The organism is Aeromonas enterica (genome assembly GCF_054052465.1).
Window position 1 is genome coordinate 37,264 of sequence record NZ_JBSTYL010000019.1, and the last position, 21,397, is coordinate 58,660.

The 21,397-nt window shown below is 59.9% G+C and carries 20 protein-coding genes; 9 read left to right on the forward strand and 11 right to left on the reverse strand.

The features are described from left to right. Window positions 1–28 precede the first annotated feature (28 nt). The 4 genes from ACW5XD_RS17415 (at window position 29) to putP (ending at window position 5,521) form a co-directional block, all read left to right on the forward strand. A complete protein-coding gene (locus ACW5XD_RS17415; protein ID WP_456495941.1) occupies window positions 29–1,228 on the forward strand; it encodes an acetate kinase in 1,200 nt (399 codons plus the stop codon). Window positions 1,229–1,357: 129 nt separating this feature from the next. Continuing rightward, on the forward strand, window positions 1,358–2,599 hold the full coding sequence (locus tag ACW5XD_RS17420; protein WP_456495942.1) for a mechanosensitive ion channel family protein: 1,242 nt from the start codon (window positions 1,358–1,360) through the stop codon (window positions 2,597–2,599). 187 nt (window positions 2,600–2,786) lie between these two features. Continuing rightward, window positions 2,787–3,713, forward strand: a complete 927-nt coding sequence (locus ACW5XD_RS17425; RefSeq protein WP_073351664.1) for a L,D-transpeptidase family protein — start codon at window positions 2,787–2,789, stop codon at window positions 3,711–3,713. A gap of 290 nt (window positions 3,714–4,003) precedes the next feature. Continuing rightward, window positions 4,004–5,521: a sodium/proline symporter PutP gene (gene putP / locus ACW5XD_RS17430; protein WP_456495943.1), complete on the forward strand. Its 1,518-nt coding sequence runs from the start codon at window positions 4,004–4,006 to the stop codon at window positions 5,519–5,521. Between the two features lie 45 nt (window positions 5,522–5,566). Here the strand turns inward: putP and ACW5XD_RS17435 are convergent, their stop codons facing one another. The 9 genes from ACW5XD_RS17435 to ACW5XD_RS17475 all read right to left on the reverse strand — a co-directional run bounded on the left by ACW5XD_RS17435 (window position 5,567) and on the right by ACW5XD_RS17475 (window position 13,510). Beyond that, window positions 5,567–6,169, reverse strand: coding sequence for an NAD(P)H-dependent oxidoreductase (locus tag ACW5XD_RS17435; protein WP_456495944.1), 603 nt, complete (start codon window positions 6,167–6,169; stop codon window positions 5,567–5,569). Window positions 6,170–6,305: 136 nt separating this feature from the next. Continuing rightward, window positions 6,306–6,683, reverse strand: coding sequence for a MerR family transcriptional regulator (locus ACW5XD_RS17440; protein WP_456495945.1), 378 nt, complete (start codon window positions 6,681–6,683; stop codon window positions 6,306–6,308). Window positions 6,684–6,884: 201 nt separating this feature from the next. Beyond that, entirely contained in the window at window positions 6,885–7,718 is an 834-nt protein-coding gene (locus ACW5XD_RS17445; protein ID WP_456495946.1) for a hypothetical protein, read from the reverse strand. A gap of 298 nt (window positions 7,719–8,016) precedes the next feature. Beyond that, on the reverse strand, window positions 8,017–8,445 hold the full coding sequence (locus ACW5XD_RS17450) for a VOC family protein (protein ID WP_456495947.1): 429 nt from the start codon (window positions 8,443–8,445) through the stop codon (window positions 8,017–8,019). A 428-nt stretch (window positions 8,446–8,873) separates the two neighbouring features. Beyond that, window positions 8,874–9,473: an MliC family protein gene (locus ACW5XD_RS17455; RefSeq protein ID WP_456495948.1), complete on the reverse strand. Its 600-nt coding sequence runs from the start codon at window positions 9,471–9,473 to the stop codon at window positions 8,874–8,876. A 124-nt stretch (window positions 9,474–9,597) separates the two neighbouring features. Continuing rightward, complete coding sequence (locus tag ACW5XD_RS17460) at window positions 9,598–9,960, reverse strand: DUF2061 domain-containing protein (RefSeq protein WP_456495949.1); 363 nt, start codon at window positions 9,958–9,960, stop codon at window positions 9,598–9,600. A gap of 337 nt (window positions 9,961–10,297) precedes the next feature. After that, on the reverse strand, window positions 10,298–11,152 hold the full coding sequence (locus tag ACW5XD_RS17465; protein WP_456495950.1) for a 23S rRNA (adenine(2030)-N(6))-methyltransferase RlmJ: 855 nt from the start codon (window positions 11,150–11,152) through the stop codon (window positions 10,298–10,300). After that, on the reverse strand, window positions 11,146–11,607 hold the full coding sequence (locus ACW5XD_RS17470; RefSeq protein ID WP_456495951.1) for a DUF2390 domain-containing protein: 462 nt from the start codon (window positions 11,605–11,607) through the stop codon (window positions 11,146–11,148). Before ACW5XD_RS17470 ends, ACW5XD_RS17465 begins: the two co-directional genes overlap by 7 nt. Further along, window positions 11,600–13,510 (reverse strand): ABC transporter ATP-binding protein, encoded by a 1,911-nt coding sequence (locus tag ACW5XD_RS17475; RefSeq protein ID WP_456495952.1) that lies wholly within the window; start codon window positions 13,508–13,510, stop codon window positions 11,600–11,602. Before ACW5XD_RS17475 ends, ACW5XD_RS17470 begins: the two co-directional genes overlap by 8 nt. A 153-nt stretch (window positions 13,511–13,663) precedes the next feature. Between ACW5XD_RS17475 and ACW5XD_RS17480 the strand changes: the two genes are divergently transcribed. Further along, entirely contained in the window at window positions 13,664–14,074 is a 411-nt protein-coding gene (locus ACW5XD_RS17480; RefSeq protein ID WP_456495953.1) for a CBS domain-containing protein, read from the forward strand. An 86-nt stretch (window positions 14,075–14,160) separates the two neighbouring features. On the opposite strand, the gene ACW5XD_RS17485 is transcribed toward ACW5XD_RS17480, so the two are convergent. Continuing rightward, entirely contained in the window at window positions 14,161–14,616 is a 456-nt protein-coding gene (locus ACW5XD_RS17485; RefSeq protein ID WP_042869488.1) for an NfeD family protein, read from the reverse strand. Next, entirely contained in the window at window positions 14,613–15,536 is a 924-nt protein-coding gene (locus ACW5XD_RS17490) for an SPFH domain-containing protein (protein ID WP_456495954.1), read from the reverse strand. Before ACW5XD_RS17490 ends, ACW5XD_RS17485 begins: the two co-directional genes overlap by 4 nt. Before the next feature lie 197 nt (window positions 15,537–15,733). Here ACW5XD_RS17490 and cysG point away from each other — a divergent pair, with 197 nt between their 5' ends. From cysG to ACW5XD_RS17510, 4 genes are all read left to right on the forward strand, one after another. Then, complete coding sequence (gene cysG / locus ACW5XD_RS17495) at window positions 15,734–17,167, forward strand: siroheme synthase CysG (protein ID WP_456495955.1); 1,434 nt, start codon at window positions 15,734–15,736, stop codon at window positions 17,165–17,167. A 106-nt stretch (window positions 17,168–17,273) separates the two neighbouring features. Further along, window positions 17,274–18,182 (forward strand): sulfate adenylyltransferase subunit CysD, encoded by a 909-nt coding sequence (gene cysD / locus ACW5XD_RS17500; RefSeq protein ID WP_456495956.1) that lies wholly within the window; start codon window positions 17,274–17,276, stop codon window positions 18,180–18,182. A gap of 12 nt (window positions 18,183–18,194) precedes the next feature. Continuing rightward, entirely contained in the window at window positions 18,195–19,622 is a 1,428-nt protein-coding gene (gene cysN, locus ACW5XD_RS17505) for a sulfate adenylyltransferase subunit CysN (RefSeq protein ID WP_456495957.1), read from the forward strand. 4 nt (window positions 19,623–19,626) lie between these two features. Continuing rightward, window positions 19,627–21,351, forward strand: coding sequence for an SLC13 family permease (locus ACW5XD_RS17510; protein WP_456495958.1), 1,725 nt, complete (start codon window positions 19,627–19,629; stop codon window positions 21,349–21,351). The last annotated feature ends 46 nt before the right edge of the window (window positions 21,352–21,397 follow it).

Here is a 21,397-nt window from a genome sequence, read left to right on the forward strand (position 1 = left end):
AAAGCCGAAGCACAGGAAGATGTAGAACATGAGCAAGTTGGTATTGATCCTTAACTGCGGTAGCTCTTCCCTGAAATTTGCCGTAATGGACGCCGAAACAGGTGAGGACATGCTGTCCGGCCTGGCCGAATGCTTCAATCTGGATGATGCACGTATCAAATGGAAACTCCACGGGGTCAAGGGCGAAGCCATGCTGGGAGCGGGCGCCGCACACCAGGCTGCCCTCGACCATATCGTGGGTCATATCCTGCCCCAGGATCCCTCTCTGGCCGAGCAGCTGGTGGCCATCGGCCATCGCATCGTGCACGGCGGCGAGCAGTTCTCCCGCTCCGTTCGCATCGATGATGGCGTGATCGCCGGCATCGAAGCCGCCATTCCGTTCGCTCCCCTGCACAACCCGGCGCACCTCATCGGCATCCGCGCCGCGCTCAAGGTCTTCCCGGCCCTGGTCGAGAAGAACGTAGCCGTGTTCGACACCGCCTTCCACCAGACTCTGCCGCAGGAAGCCTATCTCTACGCGTTGCCCTACAAGCTCTATAAAGAGAATGGCATCCGTCGTTACGGCGCCCACGGCACCTCCCACCGCTTCATCGCGGAAGAGACCGCCAAGGCGCTGGGCAAACCGTTGCATGAGCTCAACATCATCAACTGTCACCTGGGCAACGGTGCCTCCGTCTGCGCCATCAAGAACGGCGAGTCCGTCGACACCTCCATGGGCCTGACCCCGCTGGAAGGGCTGGCGATGGGCACCCGCTCCGGTGACATCGACCCCGCCGTGGTCTTCTTTATGCACGACCAGCTCGGTTACAGCGTGGACGAGATCAACCACACTCTCACCCGTGAATCCGGTCTGCTGGGCCTGACCGAGGTGAGCAGTGACTGTCGCTATGTCACCACCAACTATGCGACCGACGCCGGCGCCAAGCGTGCGCTGGATGTGTTCACCTACCGGGTGGCCAAGTACGTCGGTGCCTATGCCGCCGCCATGGAAGGTCGTCTGGATGCTCTGGTGTTCACCGGCGGTATCGGTGAAAACGCCGCCATGGTGCGCGAGATGGTGCTGGATCGGCTGGCCCTGTTCGGCTTCAAGGTAGATAAAGAAGCAAACAATGCTGCCGTGCTCGGTGGCGAGGGCCCCATCACGGCCGAAGGCAGCCGCCTGGCGCTGGTGATGCCCACCAACGAAGAACTGGTCATCGCCCGCGATGCCCTGAGCCTGGTGGGTTAACGCCACCTCGTTCTGAATCGACGCCCGGCCTGTGCCGGGCGTTGTCATTTGTGGCGTCGTACTCGCCGTCATTTGACATGGGGTGGCAGATACGTACTCTGACGGCAGTTTCACACATGGGAGGTAGGGATGAAGGAGATGTTTTTCCGCTGGCTGACCGGCATGGGGGTTGAAGTCAGCAACCTGATGGCGCTGGTGATCGCCTTGGGCTTTATCATCCTGACCTCGTTGGTGCTGCACATGCTGCTGCATCGAGTCCTGCTGGTTCGGCTGGTGGGGGTGCTCGGCAAAACCAAGCAGGTATGGCTGCCACCTCAGCTGCAACAGCGGTTGTTCTACCGGCTCGCCTTCGTGTTTCAGGGAGCCGTGTTGCTCGGTCAGGCCGAGATTTGGCTGCCGCGCAACTCAGACAGCCTGCAACTGATCGAGATGGTGGCCCAACTCTGGATCCTGCTGTTCCTGCTGTTGGCGCTGTTCGCTCTGCTCGACTGCATGCTGTCGGTGAGCCGTTATACCCGGCTCGGACGGGATCTGCCCCTGCGTGGCATCTTCCAGGGAGTAAAGCTGGTCGGCAGCATTCTGGTCGGCATCCTGATGATCGCCCTGCTGCTCGGCAAGTCACCCCTGTTCCTGTTCAGTGGCCTGGGTGCCATGACCGCCGTGTTGATGTTGGTGTTCAAGGATCCCATCCTCGGGCTGGTGGCCGGCATCCAGCTCTCCGCCAACCGCATGCTGAGCGTCGGTGACTGGCTGCAGATGGACAAGTACGGTGCCGATGGCGAGGTGACCGACATAGGTCTCACTACGGTCAAGGTGTCGAACTGGGACAAGACCATTACCACCATACCCACCTATGCCCTCATCTCCGACTCTTTCAAGAACTGGCAGGGGATGACGGAATCTGGCGGTCGTCGCATCAAGCGCAGCGTCAGTATCGACATGACCAGCGTGCGCTTTCTGACGGCGGAGGAGCAATTACAGCTCAAGCAGGCGCAACTGCTGGCACCTTACTTGAGTCGCAAGGAGCAGGAGCTGAGCGCCTACAACCAGCAGCTCAGTGATGCCATCAGCTGTCCCATCAACGGCCGTCATCTCACCAACCTCGGCACCCTGCGTGCCTATCTGGACGCCTACCTGCGGGCCCACCCCGGCATTCGCAAGGACATGACGCTGATGGTACGCCAACTGGCACCATCCACGGATGGTCTGCCGCTGGAGATTTACTGCTTCACCGCGACCACCGCCTGGGCCGATTACGAAGGGATCCAGGCCGATATTTTCGACCATATCTTTGCCATCATTGAGCAATTTCATCTGCGGTTGCACCAATCTCCCACAGGTTACGATATGCGCACCTGGCAAAAGGGGTAAATGACCATCCGACGAGAGCTGGCGGCGGATAAAAAAGCGATATTAATCACCGACCCGCCGCCACTTGTCAGTTGAAATTTGCTGTGCGGAGGAGAAAAATGGCGGCCTTCTCTTCGCCCCCCGGATCGCCCTGCCGCTCCCGGGTCAGCCCAGAGTCTTGAACCACGTCATCCATTACAGGAAAGTTATGAAGCTCCTTCACAATACTGCGGCCGCACTGTGCTGCAGCCTCCTCTTGGGCGCCGCGCCTGCGCTCGCTGTTGAATATGCCCTGCCTGCGGCCAACAGCCGCCTGGTGGGTGAAAATCTGGAATACGTGGTCCCGGCAGAGGAAAATGGCCAGCCGCTGGAAGCCGCTGCCGCCAAATTCCAGCTGGGTCTGACCAATATGCTCGAGGCCAACCCCAAGGCGGATCCCCTGCTGCTGCAGACCGGCGAGAAGTTGATAGTGCCGCATCAGCTGATCCTGCCGGATGCCCCGCGCGAGGGGATAGTGCTGAACGTGGCTGAGATGCGCCTCTACTACTACCCGAAAGGCAAGAAGGTGGTGGAAGTGCTGCCCATCGGTATCGGCCAGCTCGGCACCGACACCCCGGAAAACTGGGTGACCAGCGTGCAGCGCAAGAAGGCGGGCCCGACCTGGACGCCCACTGCCAAGATGCATGCCGAGTATGCCGCCCGTGGCGAGAGTCTGCCAGCAGTCTGGCCCGCCGGCCCGGACAACCCCATGGGGCTGTTTGCGCTCTACATCGGCAAGATGTACGCCATCCACGGCACCAATGCCCAGTTCGGCATCGGCCTGCGAGTGAGCCACGGCTGCGTGCGTCTGCGCAACGACGACATCGAATACCTGTTCAAGAAGGTACCGGTCGGCACTCGCGTGCAGTTCGTCAACCAGCCGATCAAGGCCTCGGTCGAGCCGGATGGTCGCCGCTACCTGGAAGTGCATCAGCCGCTCTCCCGCAATCAGGAGGAGTTCAACTCCAGCCTGCCGGCGCCGCTGCCGATGACCCCGGCCGTGACCCGCTTCATTGCCCACGCCGACAGCGATTCCCAGCTGGTCAAGCAGGCGCTGGAGCAGCGCAGCGGCATGCCGATCGCGATCAATCGCTGATCCTGGTGCCAATCGTCTCTCGCCCCGGCCTCTGGCCGGGGCTTTTTTTTTACCGTCATGCCGGGCCGGAGCATGGGGGTGGGCGACCCGATAAGCGGTTGCTGCGTCAGGATAAAATCTGGCTGATTGCTCTTTGAGTAGTTCGTTAATTAAAGATAAAACGTTTATGTTGTGTTTTTTATTTGTTAAAAATGGTTGAGGTCATGGGATCTGCTGATTAAGCTAGGGCGGATTTTTTAAGGAAGAGCCCGTCGTCAGAACGGGTACAGAGTCACATAACGGAGTTTTGCATGACAGCTAGCACCCCAATGCTTATCACCTTCCTGGTGTATATCCTCGGAATGGTGTTGATCGGCTTTATTGCCTATCGCGCCACCCACAACTTTGACGACTACATTCTTGGCGGCCGCCGCATGGGGAGCTGGGTGACCGCCCTCTCCGCCGGCGCCTCCGACATGAGCGGCTGGCTCTTGATGGGCCTGCCGGGCGCCGTTTTCATTGGCGGCATTTCGGAGAGCTGGATCGCCATCGGCCTCACCATAGGCGCCTATCTCAACTGGCGCTGGGTCGCCGGTCGACTGCGGGTTCACACCGAGAAAAACCGTAACGCCCTGACCCTGCCGGACTACTTCACCTACCGCTTTGAGGACAAGAGCCGGGTGCTGCGCATTCTCTCTGCCCTGGTGATCCTGCTGTTCTTCACCATCTACTGCGCCTCCGGCGTGGTGGCCGGTGCCCGTCTGTTCGAGAGCACCTTCGGCATGAGCTATGACACCGCCCTTTGGGTCGGTGCCGCGGCCACCATCACTTACACCTTCTTCGGTGGTTTCCTCGCGGTGAGCTGGACCGACACTGTGCAGGCCACTCTGATGATCTTCGCCCTGATCCTCACCCCCGTGTTCGTCATCATCGCCGTCGGCGGCATCGACACCGCCATGGTGCAGGTGGCGGCACAAAATGCCAGCAACCTCGACATGTTCAAGAATCTGGACATCATCGCCATCATCTCGCTGATGGCCTGGGGGCTGGGTTACTTCGGCCAACCCCACATACTGGCGCGTTTCATGGCGGTAGATTCCCACCACTCCATGGCCAATGCTCGCCGTATCAGCATGACCTGGATGGTACTCTGTCTCGGTGGTGCCGTGGCCATCGGTTTCTTCGGGCTCTCCTACTTCTCCACCTTCACCGAGCAGGCCGCCGGCGTCACCGACAACCCGGAGCGGATCTTTATCGAGCTCTCCAAGATCCTGTTCAACCCCTGGATCGCCGGCGTGCTGCTCTCCGCCATCTTGGCGGCTGTGATGAGTACCCTGAGCTGTCAGCTGCTGGTCTGCTCCAGCGCCGTTACGGAAGATCTCTACAAGCCATTCCTGCGCAAGAACGCCTCCCAGCGTGAGCTGGTGTGGGTTGGCCGCCTGATGGTGCTGCTGATCGCTATCGTTGCCATCGCCGTGGCCATGAATCCGGAGAACCGGGTGCTGGGGCTGGTGAGCTACGCCTGGGCTGGTTTTGGTGCCGCTTTCGGTCCCGTGGTGCTGCTCTCCGTGCTCTGGTCGCGCATGACCCGTAACGGCGCCCTGGCGGGCATGCTGGTCGGTGCTTTGACTGTCATCGTCTGGAAGCAGTTCGGTTGGCTGGGGCTCTATGAGATCATTCCGGGCTTCCTCTTCTCCACGCTGGCCATTCTGGTGTTCAGCCTGTTGGACAAGACGCCTCCCGAGAGCATGCTGGCACGTTTTGATGAAGCCGAGCGCGAGTACCGGACATCACCTTATGCGCTAAGCGAGCCGGTTGCCGTGAACTGATATGCCACTGCCGATAACAACCAGCCCCGCGATGCGGGGCTTTTTTTATGCGCTGCGACTGAGCCGGCGCACATCGGCGCGGGCCGCCGCAGCTGTGCGCGTCAGCCAGCGGGTCCTGTCCTGATTGTTGGCTGTGTGCATGGGGCCCAGGTGCTGGCGGTGGGTGAGCCGGATGCCGCACAGCCCCAGTACCTGCTTGTCGAGGATGCGCGAGGCAGGATCCCCCAGCCACCAGCGGTAATACCAGACAGGGCTGTCCATGGTGAGCAGCAGGCGCGCCGTCTTGCCCGCGAGCAGGCGCAGGGGCTGGGCCTTGCCCTTGATGTATTGAAAGGCGAAGCCGGGGAGCAGGATGCGATCCAGCAGGCCCTTGAGGCGTGCCGGCAGACTGCCCCACCAGAGGGGAGATACGATCACCAGATGATGAGCGGCAGTCAGGTTCTGCTGCAACGTCAGCAGATCCGGCTCCAGCGGCGGCATAAGGTCATAGCCATGGCGCAAGTCCGGTTCGAAGGCCAGTTCGCCCACGTGCAGCAGGGTGACCTCTGCGCCCGCCTCCTCGGCGCTGCGAGCATACTCGCGGGCCAGGGCGTGGCAGAAACTGTCGGGTTTGAGATTGCCGTTGATGATAAGCAGGCGAGGTGGCATGGTCAGGGCTCCTGATGGGGTGAGCCCGTATTAGACCCTCTGTCCCATGGGACAGAGTCAAGGGGCGCAGTGGCCCTCTTTCATGGGGTCGCTGGCCAGTGCAGCTGGCCTGCCATCGAAGGGCGTTTGCCCGTGCTTAGCCTGGCTGGGGGACAGGCGTGCGGCAGGGATGCTGTTGCAGCAGTTCGGCGAACTGTGCCAGCTGCTGATGCTGGTGTTGCAGGCGAGCCGTCTCGGCGGTGAGTTGGGCCAGCTTGCAGGCAATCAGGCGTTCGGCCTCCTGCCAGGGAAATTGCGCCATGTCGGTCAGGCCAGCCAGCAGGGATCTGAGCTCGCTGAGTTTGCAGTCAAACTGCTGGGCCTGACGGATGATCTGGACCCATTCCAGATCTTCCGCCCGGTAGACGCGATACTTGCCGCGCCGCCTGGGTTCGGGCAGCAGCCCCATCTGTTCGTAGAGACGGATCGCCTTGGGGGTGGTGCCCGCCAGCCGGGCAAATTCGCCGATATACATATTGCTGCTCGCAAAGGTTGTTCGAGTAGGGGCTCACTATAGGTTAGTGGCAGGGGGGATTGAATCCCCATGGGGGGGACAGAGCTGGATTGGCAGGGGATGACTGACAGAGGAGACTGACAGAGGACACCCACCTTGTCAGGCACGTCTGCTATCGAGATGGTGGGTGTCCTATTTTTTTCCTGCAACTAGATGTGTTTGTTAGGTTTTTTCTAGCACCAACTTTGGTTTAACTAACGTCATGTACATCTCGATAGCAGACATTCCATCGATTGATATACCAACCATATTCTCCAAGGCGCAATCTGGAGCGCCAAAAGCTACAGGAACATATTTAAATTTAGTATTTTTTAGCTCAACACTGCCAGATTTAAATGTAACTAATACTTTGTCTAGTGTCGAGTTTATCATCGAGAGCATATTGCCAGAATGTAACCCTTGAGCCTGCAATATCTGACGTATTTCAGGAGATATAATGTCTTCAACTTTTGCTAGTTCTGGAGTTAACACTTCAGATATAATGAAATCAGGAAGGTATTTTAATTCTTTGAGATCTCGTTCTTGTTGCTTAACAGTTAAATCAATTACCCCAAAAGGCGGAGCGACGACCCACGCATGTCCAGCAGAAAATTCTCCATGATCAATTGACCAAAAAAAACGGTCTCCAATACCTGAACCATTTGGAAAAGAAACGGTAAGAGATCCTTTTACAATGTAATTCCAGAAACCTTCCCTTTCTAAAATACGAGACAAAACCATCGATAAGTCAATGCAAGCTCCTTTCCTCCCATCTCTCAATAGCTCTTTGTGTAACTCATTAGCTATCAATGGAATCACTTTTCTAGCTTTATCTAGATACTCTGAACTATAAGCTTTATCTTGAACAAAACGAGCATAATTATTTAAATACTCAGGGTTTCTTTGTTCAACTTTCAGAAAGTTAGGTTCATCATAAAAACCAGATTTAGATATATCAATCTTATGTCTTTTGAAATCAGAAATAATTTTTTCCATTGAACTAGAAAAATGAGCCATAGCTTCCCTTAAAGCCTAACAGTGATTAGATGGAAGGCTGTATTGATCCGATAATCGAGCCTTCCGAATTATTCCGTGCCGACGTTATCACCGTGGCGGAGAATTTATTTAAAATTATAACTTTGCCAGCTTGGTTCTGAGTCTGTCCGTATTTGCTTGACATCATCTTTTGGCTCCATTGTTACGGATAAATAAAAATACAGCCAATAAGAAAATCAGGATATCACTATATTGAGCAAGGCGTAGCCACCTCGTTGCGCCATGGCGAGGCCCATATCACTGGCGTTCCATTCTATTTCTAAAACCGAATCTCCACCGATCCAGCACTGCGCTTTGCCTCGCCGTGATATACCGCTTCGATATTATTGCCGTCCGGATCGAGCACAAAGGCTGCGTAATAGCTGGGGTGATAATTTCGCTCGCCGGGGGCGCCGTTATCTTTGCCGCCATGGGCGAGGGCTGCCTGATAGAAACGCTCAACCATGGCTCTGTCCTGTGCCTGAAAGGCGAGATGATGGCGGCCGGTCAGTGCCCCGAGCGCCGCCGGGCTGTCGATGGCGGTGACAAACAGCTCGTCTGCCCAGAAGTAACCCTCACCGGTGCCGCCCATGGGAATATCGAGGGCGGCCAGTGCGGCCGTGTAAAAGCGTTGGCTGGCGGTCAAGTCCTTCACCACCAGCTGGAGATGGTCTATCAGCCGACCGCGATGCAGTGTTTGTGTTTCCATACACCACCTTGCTTTGCATGTTGTGGATGAGTCAGCGGCTGGCCGGCCTTCTTGGTGTGACCAGAAGGGATTGGCAAGCCCATAGCATGGCTACCGCCCCTGAATTTCAGCTTCCAGTCTGCTGCTTTGTAACCAACGGGGATGGCGGAGAGGGCTCATGGGTGACTCCGACGAGGCGTTTGTTGCCAATCGGGTATGTTAACGGGCTTGGTACAGAGGGGAAGGACCAGATGGAAGATCTCTGGGCAGGATCAACAAATTAATGAATAAGGCGGTTCTATCACTCGATGGCGGGGAGCTGTGCAAGGTGTTTTCGAAAGGCAGCGCTAGCGAGTGTGTGACTCTGGATGACTGAGGCCACTCTCTGGCATCGCAGGGCGCCATGCGGCCGGCAAGGGGGCCGCTTGCAGGCGGCCCTCGTACTGCGGTCAGTTGTCCTTGGTCGGGATCTCAGAGCAGCTAAGCGTCGGCTGGCCGTAACGCTCCAGGCTGGCCTCGGTGCCCTTGGTGAAGAGGCTGAGGTTCTGGCCTTCATAACGGGCACCGCTGGCGCTGGGGGCTTCATAGGCGAACACCTGTTGCTGGCTATCCCCTTCGCTCAGGTTGATCACGGCGGCGGGCAGCTTGGCATCGTTATAGAAGTAGGTGGAGAGGGTGACGTTCTTGCCACACTGGTAATCGACCGGCGTCGGTACCGTCAGCTGACCGCCTTTTATCTGCAACTCGGTGATCCGCAACTGGTAGTTCTCCTCCACGCATTGGCGTAGATCCTTGGCCTTCCAGCAGTCGTTGCGACCCTTGATCCAGCCGCGCTGCATGGCCTTCTCCGTTTTGAGCTGTTCGGGGGAGAGGTTGGCGAGCGCCTTGGGATAGAGGGTGGCCAGCTCGTTATCCAGCACCGCCAGCGCGGCATCCTTGCAGATCAGGGTTTCGGTCGCGCCGGCTGCCTTGACACAATCAAAGGAAGGGGTAGCTGCACAGGCCAGCAGAGGGGCAAAGAGAAGAGGGCCAAGCAGCAGCTTGTTCATCGGAAAGACTCCAATAGAAAGAGTGGGATACCCGGCTACTAGAGCACAATGCAGCAGGGCCGCCGAGCGCTTTTTCACACTTGGCGACCCCGGTTGGCGGAGCGGATCCGGTGCAGGCCCGGACTTATGCCAGCGCCAGTGGCTGACGGGCGCGCCACAGCCGCTCGTGGAAGAAGAAGACGACCGTGTTGATGGCAGGTTCTATGATGGCCATCACGCCGCCGGTGAGCAGCTCGCCGCTCAGCAGGTAGGCGACCCCGAAGGCGACGCTGAAGTGCACCAGGGCGAAGCTGCTGGTCTTGGCCTGCAGGCTGTGATTGGGCTTGAACTTGTGCCAAGCCAGATCATGAAAGTAGAAGGCGACCGTGTTGACGGCGGGCTCTATCAGGGCGATCAGGCTGGCGGTCAGCAGCTCACCGGTCAGCAGGTAAGCCACGGTAAAGGCGACACCGAAGTGCAGGATGGCAAAGCTGATGGTTTTTTTCATGATGGTGACTCCCTCTGGTGATGACAGCAGTATCCGCCAGAATGACATCAAATGAAAATTATTCTCATCTAATGGTTGGATAGGGGGAACCTATCAAGGGGGATGGATCTGACCCATGATGGGGAGTTGCCGCCCGCCGAGGCATAGCGTTTACCCCGCTCCACCGGTAACGGTTGAAATAGAAAAGCCCCTTGCGGGGCTTTGTCATTATTGCGGTCAGTGAGGGCTCAGTCGGCGGCCTTGTTGAGCCATTCCACCTTGTACTGGGCACCGACGCCTTGGGCCAGTTTGGCGCAGAGGGGTTTGAGGTAGATGCTCGATCTGCTCGCGCTTCGCCTCAGTCGGCGGCCTTGTTGAGCCATTCCACCTTATACTGGGCACCGGCGCCCTGGGCCAGCTTGGCGCACAGGGGTTTGAGGAAGGCTTCGATCTGCTCGGCCAGCATCCAGGGGGGGCTCACTATCAGCATGCCTGAGCCGTTCATGCCCCAATCCTTGGTCTGACCGGCCACTTCCAGCTCGGCCACCAGCACGTTGCCAAAGTTCTCGCGCTTGATGGCGCGCAGCATGTCGCGGGACTTGTCCGCCTCTTCGCCCAGAATGGGATACCAGAGCGCATAGATGCCGGTAGCCCAGCGCTTCTGCGCCTTTTTCAGGATATCGACCACTGCGAAGTAATCTTCTTTGAGCTCATAGGGCGGGTCTATCAGCACAAGTCCACGACGCGGGGTCGGCGGCAGCAGCGCCACCAGCCCTTCGAAGCCATCTCGGTGGTGGACGGCGACGCGAGGGTCGTAGCCCATGTTGGCGCGAAGGTCTTCCACCTCGTTGTTGTGCAGCTCCATCAGCGCCAGCTTGTCCTGCTCGCGGGAGAGGCGGCGTGACAGCTCGGGGGAGCCGGGGTAGTAGTGCAGCTCGCCGTTCTGATTCATCTCTTCGATGACGCCGAGATAGGGGGCCATGGCAGACCACTGGGCCCGTTCATCCCACAGCCGGCCTATGCCGTCGGCGTATTCCGCCTTCTTCTGGGACCAGTCGCCGCGCAGGTCGTAGAGACCGCCACCGGCATGGGTGTCCAGCACGATGAAGGGTTTATCCTTCTTCTTGAGGGACTCGATGATCAGAGCCTGGATGGTGTGTTTCAGCACGTCGGCGTGGTTGCCGGCGTGAAAGGCGTGGCGATAACTCAGCATATTAGATCTCTGAGGGGGCCCTGCTGAGCCCCCAGTAACGATAGATAGTTCAACAAATTGTGGCTCTTGCCCCGATACAGGGTGAGGCTGCGCAGGGTCTGCAGCAGGACCCCCTGCTGCAGCCGTTCCAGCTCCAGCTCGTGGGCCAGCATGGCCTGATACTCTTCCTCATCCAGCCGCGACTTGGCGCTCTGGCGCAGAGCACGCCAGGGGGTCAGTACTGCTTCGGTCTGCACCAACGCAGGTTGCAGGTCGGTCAGGTCGACCTGGATATCGGCCTGATCCAGCCGGTGCAGCAAGAGCGCCAGATTGACGTTGCCGCCCTGCGCCTGCACGGTCAGCCAGTCCTGGCTGCGCTCGCCATAGACCTTGCCGCTCCAGTGCCAGAAGCCGAGCGGCGTCGGCAGTTCGTGCACGGCGACCCGCTCGGCCGCCATCAGCTGTTCATCACGCAAAGAAGGCTTGCTCCATGGTTTCCAGCTCCTCTGAGAGGCTCATCCACTCCAGCTCCACCCCTTCCAGCTCCTCCTTGATGGGGCCCTGGGACTTGAGCAGTTCGGAGAGCTTGTTCTTGGCGCTCTCTTCGTAGATGGCGGGATCGGCCAGTTGCTCTTCCACCGCAGCCAGTCGGGTCTGTAGTTTCTCCATGTTGGCTTCGAGCTTCTCCAGCTTCTGGCGCAGCGGCCGGGTCTGCTGGCGGAACTCCGCCTCGCGCCGCTTCTGATCCTTGCGCGCCAGCGCCGAGTTGGCGGAGATGATGCCGTCGCTGGGCTTGGCGTTGGCTTCTTTTTCCTGCTCGCCGAGCCACTTGTGGTAGTCGTCCAGATCGCCGTCGAAGGCTTCGACCCGGCCGCCATGCACCAGATAGAAATCATCCGTGGTGGTGCGCAGCAGGTGCCGGTCGTGGGAGACCACCACCATGGCGCCCTCGAAGCCTTGCAGCGCCATGGTCAGGGCGTGGCGCATCTCCAGATCCAGGTGGTTGGTCGGTTCGTCCAGCAGCAGCAGGTTCGGTTTTTGCCAGGTGACGAGGGCCAGCACCAGCCGCGCTTTCTCGCCGCCGGAGAAGGGGGCTACCTTGTCGAGCGCCTTGTCACCGTGGAAGCCGAAGCTGCCCAGATAGTTGCGCAGCTCCTGCTCGGGCTTGTCCGGCGCGAGGCGGGCCAGGTGATCGAGCGGGGTGTCGTCGAGACGCAGGGTCTCCAGCTGATGCTGGGCGAAGTAGCCGATGCTGACCCCGGCGCTCACCTCCAGCTTGCCCGACAGGGGCGCATTGGTGCCCGACAGCATCTTGATGAAAGTGGACTTGCCAGCGCCGTTGCGCCCCAGCAGGCCGATGCGCGAACCCGGCACCAGGTTCATCTTTATCTTCTCCAGGATCACCTTGTCGCCGTAACCGGCACTGAGGTTCTCCATGGCGATGAGCGGGGTCGGCAGGGCCGACGGCTCGCGAAACTCGAAGCTGAACTCGGAGTCGGCGTGGGCGGGCAGAAGTTTCTCCATCCGCTCCATGGCCTTGAGACGGCTCTGGGCCTGACGGGCCTTGGAGGCCTTGTAGCGGAAGCGGTCCACATATGCCTGCATGTGGGAGACCTCCCGCTGCTGCTTCTCGTACATGGACTGTTGCTGGGCCAGCTGTTCGGCGCGCTGCAGTTCGAAGTCGGAGTAGCCGCCGGTGTATTCGTTGAGCTTGCCGTTCTCGATGTGGATGATGCGGCTGATGACCGAATCGAGGAAGTCGCGGTCGTGAGAAATCAGCACCAGCGTGCCCTGATAGCCCTTGAGCCACTTCTCCAGCCAGATGACGGCATCAAGATCCAGGTGGTTGGTCGGTTCATCAAGCAGCAGCAGGTCGGAGCGGCAGAGCAGCGCCTGGGCCAGGTTCAGGCGCATGCGCCAGCCACCGGAGAAGCTGCGCACCGGCGAACCCAGTTGCTCGTCGCTGAAACCGAGGCCGTGCAGCAGCTCGGCGGCGCGGGCCCGAATGCTGTAGGCGCCTATGGTGTCGAGCTTGTCGTGCAGCTCGGCCACCAGGATGCCGTTGTCATCCCGCTCGGCCTGGGCCAGCTGGGCCTCCAGTGCGCGGAACTCCTTGTCACCGTCGATCACGTACTCCAGCGCGGAGCAGTCAAGGGCCGGCGTCTCCTGGGCGACGCCGGCGATCTGCCAGCCGGCGGGCAGGCTGAAGCTGCCGCTGTCGATGGCCAGCTCGCCCCGTACCAGTGCAAAAAAGGTGGACTTGCCACAGCCGTTTTTACCCACCAGACCCACTTTGTGGCCGGGGTGAATGGTGGCGGAGGCGTTGTCCAGCAGCTTGCGGCCGCCGCGGATCAGTTCGATTTGACTGGCAACTATCATGGATGGGGTCTGCTTGCTCAAATGGAGGAGAAAAACTGGCGCGGATCTTACGTGAAACGGCGCAGATTTGCACTTGAGGTGGGGGGCTCCCACTGGCTGGGGGGGCAAAAACATGCCATAACAGAGAAATCAGTCAGGGTTGGGGAGGCTAGCATGCTTATCAGGGACATAATGACGACCCGGGTCGCCACCGTTTCCATGGATGACAGACTCAATGTCATCAAGGATATCTTCGAGCAGGCTCACTTTCGCCACCTGCTGGTACTGGAGGAAGAGGATCTGGTGGGGGTCATCTCGGACCGGGATCTGTTCCGCGCCATCAGCCCATACCTCGATTCCGAGGCCGAAATGAGCCGCGATACCGAGACCCTCAATCGGCGCGCCCACCAGATCATGAGTCGCCATCCCGTCACCATAGCCCCTCAACTCACGGTGCGGGACGGGGTCAAGGTGATGCTGGAGAAGAATGTCTCCTGCCTGCCGGTGCTGGAAAATGGCGCCCTGGTCGGCATCATCAGCTGGAAGGATCTGCTGCGCGCCGCCCTCGACAGCGACGCCTTCTAGGCTTTTAGACTTTGGCCTGTGCCACCCCATGAAAGAGGGCTCCTAGGAGCCCTTTTTCGTGTCATCAAGGTGGTGGCTGACCCGAGTCAGGGCAATGGCTCCACCAGCAGGATATGGGAATCCGCCCCCACCACCTTGACCCGACTGCCCGCGGTGAGCGGCACTGGGCTGCGCACCGTCCAGACGGTGTCATCCAGATGCACCCGGCTTGTTCCCTGCACCACATCATCCAGCAGGGTCAGCTCACGGCCCAGATAGCTCTGCATCCGCTCGTTGATGGGGGCAGCTGCATCCTGACCCGAGCTGTCCTGTCGGTGCTGCCAGCGCCACCAGGCCCAGGTGGTGAGCAGGGATTGCACCGCAAACAGCAGCAGCTGCGCCTGCCAGCCGAAGGGCCAGAGCAGCAGGATCAGACCGACTTCCAGCGCAGCTATGCCGGTCCAGAGCAGAAAACCCACCGAGCTCATCACTTCGATGGCCAGCAGCACGAAGCCGAGCCCCAGCCAGTGCCAGTGAGTCAGCCCCTCGAACAGGGCTGTCATGACTTGTTGCCCTTGCCATCTTTGTTGAACAGTTCGGCCATGCCGGCAACCGAGCCAATCAGGCTGCCCGCTTCCAGCGGCATCATGATGATCTTGCTGTTGGGGCCTTCACCGATGCGGGCCAGCGCTTCGGTGTATTTCTGGGCCACGAAGTAGTTGATGGCCTGCATATCCCCTTCCGCTATAGCCTTTGAGACCATATGGGTCGCCTTGGCTTCTGCCTCGGCGGCCCTTTCGCGCGCTTCGGCAGCGAGGAAGGCGGCCTGACGCTCACCCTCGGCCTTGAGGATCTGGGACTGCTTCTCCCCCTCGGCCTTGAGGATCTTGGATTGACGTACCCCTTCGGCTTCCAGCACCTCGGCCCGTTTCTGGCGCTCGGCCTTCATCTGGGCGTTCATCGCTTCCACCAGTGCCAGCGGCGGACGTACATCTTTAATTTCGATGCGGGTCACCTTGATGCCCCAGGGGGCGGTGGCCGCATCCATGGTGCGCAGCAGCTTCTCGTTGATGGTGTCACGCTGGGAGAGCATCTCGTCCAGTTCCATGGCGCCGAGCACGGTCCGCATGTTGGTCATGGTGAGATTGCGGATGGCGCTGGGGAGATCGTTGACCTCATAGGCCCCCTTGCGGGCATCGACTACCTGCACGAAGCTGATGGCGTCTATGGTGACGTTGGCGTTGTCGCGGGAGATCACCTCCTGTGCCGGTATGTCCAGCACCTGCTCCATCATGATGATCTTGTGGCCGACCCTGTCCACATAGGGGATCAGCAGGTTGAGACCGGGGGAGAGAGTTCGGGTGTAGCGGCCGAAGCGCTCCACGGTCCAGTTGTAGCCCTGCGGCACTATCTTGATCCCGGCACTCAGGGTGACGATCACCAGGAACACGAAGATCCCCAGCACAATCAATGACTCATTCATCATTAAGCTCCTTATGAAACACTTTCACTAGCCTATGGCCTGGCGCCGAGCACCACAAGGATGTTCGTTCTCCTTTGTCATCATACGGCTTTGCTAATTACTAAAACGCATTAAAAAGCATTTTTTATTATTTTGAGGGATAAGCAGCCCTGCCTATAGTCGCCCCATGTTAGTCGTGTTCCAAGGGATGGGCCGAAATGGATTATTTACCTATGTTTGCCAAGTTGGAAGGCCGCCCCGTGCTGTTGGTAGGCGGGGGCGAGGTAGCCCTGCGCAAGGCTCGCCTGCTGCTGGCCGCAGGAGCAAGGCTGACCCTGGTTTCTCCCGAGATTGAACCCGAATTCGCCGAATTTGCCGGCCGTTTTACCCATCTGGTCGAGCGTTTCACCCCGGTCCATCTGGCCGGCCAGATCCTGGTGGTGGCCGCCACCGATGATCTCGAGGTCAACGCCCTTGTCTATCAGAGCGCCAATCAGCTGGGTCTGTTCGTCAATGTGGTAGACGACCCCAAGCGCTCCAGTTTCATTTTCCCCTCCATCATCGACCGCTCTCCCCTGATGGTGGCCATCTCCAGCGGTGGCAAGGCCCCCGTGCTGGTGCGCCTGTTGCGCGAGCGGCTCGAGAGCCTGCTGCCCCGCCATCTGGGGGGGCTTACCGAACTCTCCGGCCGGGTGCGCGACAAGGCCAAGCGGGTGCTCTCATCCATTTCTGATCGTCGCCGCTTCTGGGAGCGGGCCTTTTCCTCCAATACCCTGGCCGGCCTCATCGAAAAGCAGGACTGGCAGAGTGCCGAAACCTGGCTCAATGAGGGGCTCGACAAGGCCCAAAGCGAGGTGGGCGAGGTGGTGCTGGTGGGGGCGGGGCCCGGCGATCCCGGCCTGTTGACCCTCAAGGCGCTGCAACAGATTCAGCAGGCCGAAGTGGTGCTCTACGACCAGCTGGTCTCGCCCGAGATCCTGGATCTGGTGCGCCGCGACGCTACCCTGGTGTCGGTCGGCAAGAAGGCCGGCGCCCACAGCGTGCCGCAGGAGGAGACCAATCGCCTGCTGGTGGAGCATGCCCGCGCAGGCAACCGTGTGGTGCGGCTCAAGGGGGGCGACCCCTTCATGTTTGGTCGTGGCGGCGAGGAGCTGGAGGTACTGGCAGCAGAGGGGATCCCCTTCTCGGTGGTGCCCGGTATCACGGCCGCCGCTGGTGCCACCGCCTATGCCGGCATTCCGCTGACCCATCGTGACCACGCCCAGAGTGCCGTCTTCATCACGGGCCACTGCCAGAAGGAGGGCAAGGAGCCCGACTGGCAGCAGCTCGCCTCCACCAGTCAGACCCTGGTCATCTACATGGGGCTGATGCGCTCCGAACATATCCGGCAGCAGCTAATGGATCACGGCCGCAGCAGCCAAACCCCCATCGCCATCATAGAGCGGGGCACCACATCCCGTCAGCGCGTGCTGACCGGCACCCTTGCTGACTTGGCGGTACTGGCCGAGCAGGCAGTGAGCCCGTCGCTCATCGTCATCGGCGAGGTGGTCGCCCTGCGCGACCGGCTGGCCTGGTTTGGGGAAAAGAGTGGCGATGAGGCGGGCAGCGGCGACCTGAATGGCTGTGACCTCAAGCTGGTGCAGCTGGCCTGAGCCGGCAGAGTAAAGAACCGATTTGACGGTGCGGCCATGGCGGCACCGACCTGAACCAACACCGCGCCCCGAGCAGGCGCGTTAGCAATGAACCGAGGACCCAGACATGGACCGTGAAAGACTGACCCACTTGCAGCAGCTGGAGGCCGAGAGCATCCACATCATCCGCGAGGTGGCTGCCGAATTTGAAAACCCGGTGATGATGTACTCCATCGGCAAGGACTCCTCCGTCATGTTGCACCTGGCCCGCAAGGCCTTCTATCCGGGCAAGATCCCCTTCCCCCTGCTGCACGTCGACACCGACTGGAAGTTCAAGGAGATGATCCAGTTTCGTGACGAGACCGCCAAAAAGTACGGGCTGGATCTCATCGTCCACAAGAACCCGGATGGCCTCGCCATGGGTATCAACCCCTTCGTGCACGGCAGCGGCAAGCACACCGACATCATGAAGACCGAGGGGCTCAAGCAGGCGCTCAACCAGCACGGCTTCGATGCCGCCTTCGGTGGCGCCCGCCGCGACGAGGAGAAATCCCGTGCCAAGGAGCGGGTCTACTCCTTCCGCGACAAGTCCCACCGCTGGGATCCGAAGAACCAGCGCCCCGAGCTGTGGCGCGTCTACAACAGCCAGGTCAACAAGGGGGAGAGCATCCGGGTGTTCCCGCTCTCCAACTGGACCGAGCTCGACATCTGGCAATACATCTATCTCGAGAACATCGACATAGTGCCGCTCTACTTCGCGGCCGTGCGCCCGGTGGTGGAGCGCAACGGCATCAAGATCATGGTGGATGACGAGCGCATGCCCATCGGCCCTGAAGACGAAGTGAAGCAGGAGCTGGTGCGCTTCCGCACCCTGGGTTGCTACCCGTTGACCGGGGCCATCGAATCCGATGCCACCACGCTGCCGGAGATCATCGAAGAGATGCTGCTCACCACCTCGAGCGAGCGGCAGGGACGGCTGATTGACCACGATCAGGCAGGCTCCATGGAGCAGAAGAAGCGTCAGGGATATTTCTAAGGAGTCGTCAGCATGAACAGCCATATTCAGACAGCCATTACCGAACAGGGCATCGAAGCCTATCTGCACGCCCAGCAGCACAAGAGTCTGCTGCGTTTTCTCACCTGCGGCAGCGTGGATGACGGCAAGAGCACCCTTATCGGTCGCCTGCTGCACGACTCCCAGCAGATTTATGAAGATCAGTTGAAAGCGCTGGAGTCCGACAGCCAGAAACTTGGCACCACCGGCGAGAAGCTGGATCTGGCGCTGCTGGTGGACGGCCTGCAGGCCGAGCGCGAGCAGGGCATCACCATAGACGTGGCCTACCGCTATTTCTCCACCGCCAAGCGCAAGTTCATCATCTCGGATACACCGGGTCACGAGCAGTACACCCGCAACATGGCGACCGGCGCCTCCACCTGCGATCTGGCCATCATCCTGATCGATGCCCGCAAGGGGGTGCTGGATCAGACCCGTCGTCACAGCTTTATTGCCAGCCTGCTCGGCATCAAGCAGTTCGTGGTGGCGGTCAACAAGATGGATCTGGTGGAGTTCAGCCAGGAGGTGTTCGATCGCATCAGTGCCGATTATCGTGAGTTTGCCAAGAAGCTCAGCGTCGACACCATACAGATAGTGCCGGTCTCGGCGCTGGACGGTGACAACGTGGTCAACCAAAGCGACAAGCTGGCCTGGTATCAAGGGGAGACTCTGCTCTCTTTGCTGGAAAATGCCGAAGTGGAGCGCGAGCTGGAACGTCATCCGGTGCGCCTGCCGGTGCAGTACGTGAACCGCCCCAACCTCGATTTTCGCGGCTTCGCAGGCACGCTGGCCTCTGGCATCCTGCGGGTCGGCGACAAGCTGGCAGTGCTGCCGTCCGGCAAGGAGAGCACGGTGACTCGCATCGTCACCTTCGACGGGGATCTGGAGTACGCCCTGCCGGGCCAGGCCATCACTGTCACCTTCGCGGACGAGATCGACATCAGCCGGGGCGACCTGCTGGTGGATGCGGCGAAAAAGCCCCAGGTGACCCAGAACGTGCTGGCTCACATCGTCTGGATGGGGGAGGAGTCCCTGCAACCGGGCCGGGTCTATGACATCAAGCTAGCCACCAAGAAGACCCGTGGTCAGGTGGAAGTCATCCGTCATCGCATCGAGATCAACAAGCTGGACGAGCTGGATGCCAGCGAGCTGCATCTCAACGAGATAGGCTTGTGTGAAGTGAGCCTGACCGATCCGGTGGCATTTGACCCGTATCAGGAGATCCGCGATACCGGCAGCTTCATCCTGATCGACCGGCTGAGCAACGTCACTGTTGGCGCGGGCATGATAGTGGAAAGGCTGGCGGCCAAGGCGGTAAAAGGGCACTACAGCGAGTTTGAAATCGAGCTCAACGCCCTGGTGCGCAAGCACTTCCCGCACTGGCAAGCCCTTGCCATCGGTAACGACACAAGCAAGGAGTAAGCTCATGACCTGGCAACAATCCCTGGTGCTGGGTCTGCTGGCTGCTCTCGTGGCCCTGCTGATCCAGGGCAAACTCCGCCCGGCGCTGCTCTTCTCGGGCGCCGTGCTCATCACCTATCTGAGCGGGCTGGCGGACATCAACGCCGTGGTGGCGGGTTATACCAACAGTGCCCTGTTGACCCTGGTGCTGCTGCTACTGGTGTCGCTGGCGGTGGAGAAGACTCGGGTCATGAGCTGGTTCGCCAACCTGGTGGGCACAGGCTCTTTCAACAGGGTGCTGGTCAAGGTGTGGTTCTCCACTGCCTTTCTGTCAGCCTTCGTCAACAACACCGCCGTGGTGGCCTCCATGCTGGGGGCGGTCAAGCGCAACCCCAACCATGCGCCTTCCCGGCTGCTGTTGCCCATGTGCTTCGCCGCCACCTTTGGCGGCGTGCTGACCCTGATCGGCACCTCCACCAACCTGATCGTCAACAGCTTCCTCATCAAGATGGGGGCGCCGCCGCTCGGCATGTTCGACTTCTTTATGGTGGGTGCTGGCACCTTGTTGACAGGGCTGGTGGCCGTGCTGCTGTTTGCCCGCTACCTGCCTGAGCAGGACACCGAGATGAGCCGCGAATCCGGCTACTTTCTCGAGGCCAAGGTGGGCCCCGGCTCGCCCATGGCCGGGCGCAGCGTCAAGGAGAACGGCCTGCGCAGCCTGAAAAGTCTCTATCTGGCGGAGATCATCCGGGGGGATCAGGTGATCTGCCCGGTCCAGCCGGAACACGAGTTGCACGAGGGGGACATGCTGCTGTTTTGCGGCGACGTGGAGAGCGTCGGCGTGCTGCAGGAGCTCAAGGGGCTGGATCTCTACGGCCAGCACCGGCTCAACGGCCAACATCTGGTGGAAGTGATCGTCAGCCACAGTTCGCGGCTGGTGGGGCAATCCATCAAGGATGCGGCGTTTCGTACCCACTTCGATGCGGTGGTATTGGCGGTGCGCCGGGGCGAGACCCAGCTCACCGGCGGCCTCGGCCAGATTGAATTGCACGCCGGCGATACCCTGCTGCTGGCTCCCGGCCCCAAGTTTGCCGGCAACAAGTCCCTCTCCCGGGAGTTTGTGGTGGTGAGTGGTCTCGAGGCTTCTACCCGGCTCGATGGCCAGCGCAGCGCTGCCGTGGTGCTGGGGTTTCTCGGGGTGTTGGTGCTGTCGGTGTGCGATCTGGTGCCCCTGTTCAAGGGCTTGCTGGTGATGCTGGTGGTGCTGCTGTTTTCCCGCATCCTGACCCTGGACGAGATCCGCCGCCGCTTTCCACTGGATATCTGGCTGGTGGTGGGCGGGGCGCTTGCCATCGCCGATCAGCTGGAAAAGAGCGGACTGGCGCGGCTGATCGCCGACTGGCTGATGGGGGAGTTCAATGGTTCCAGTCCCATCATCGCCTTCATCGGTATCTATCTGTTTACCCTGGTGCTGACCGAACTGATGAGCAACAACGCCGCCGCAGCGCTGGCCTTTCCCATGGGTTATCAGCTGGCGCTCAGCATGGATGTCTCCACCATGCCGTTCATTCTGGCGGTGCTGTTCGGGGCGAGCTCCAGCTTTATCCTGCCCTACGGCTATCAGACCAACCTCATGGTCTATGCGGCGGGCAACTACAAGATGCCGGATTACCTCAAGCTGGCGGTGCCTGTCTCCCTGGCCTACAGCCTCGGGGTGATAGTGATGGTGCCCCTGCTATTTCCGTTTTAAGGCGCAACCCTCTTCGTTTTGGGGCCCTGATGCCTCGCAAGGAGTT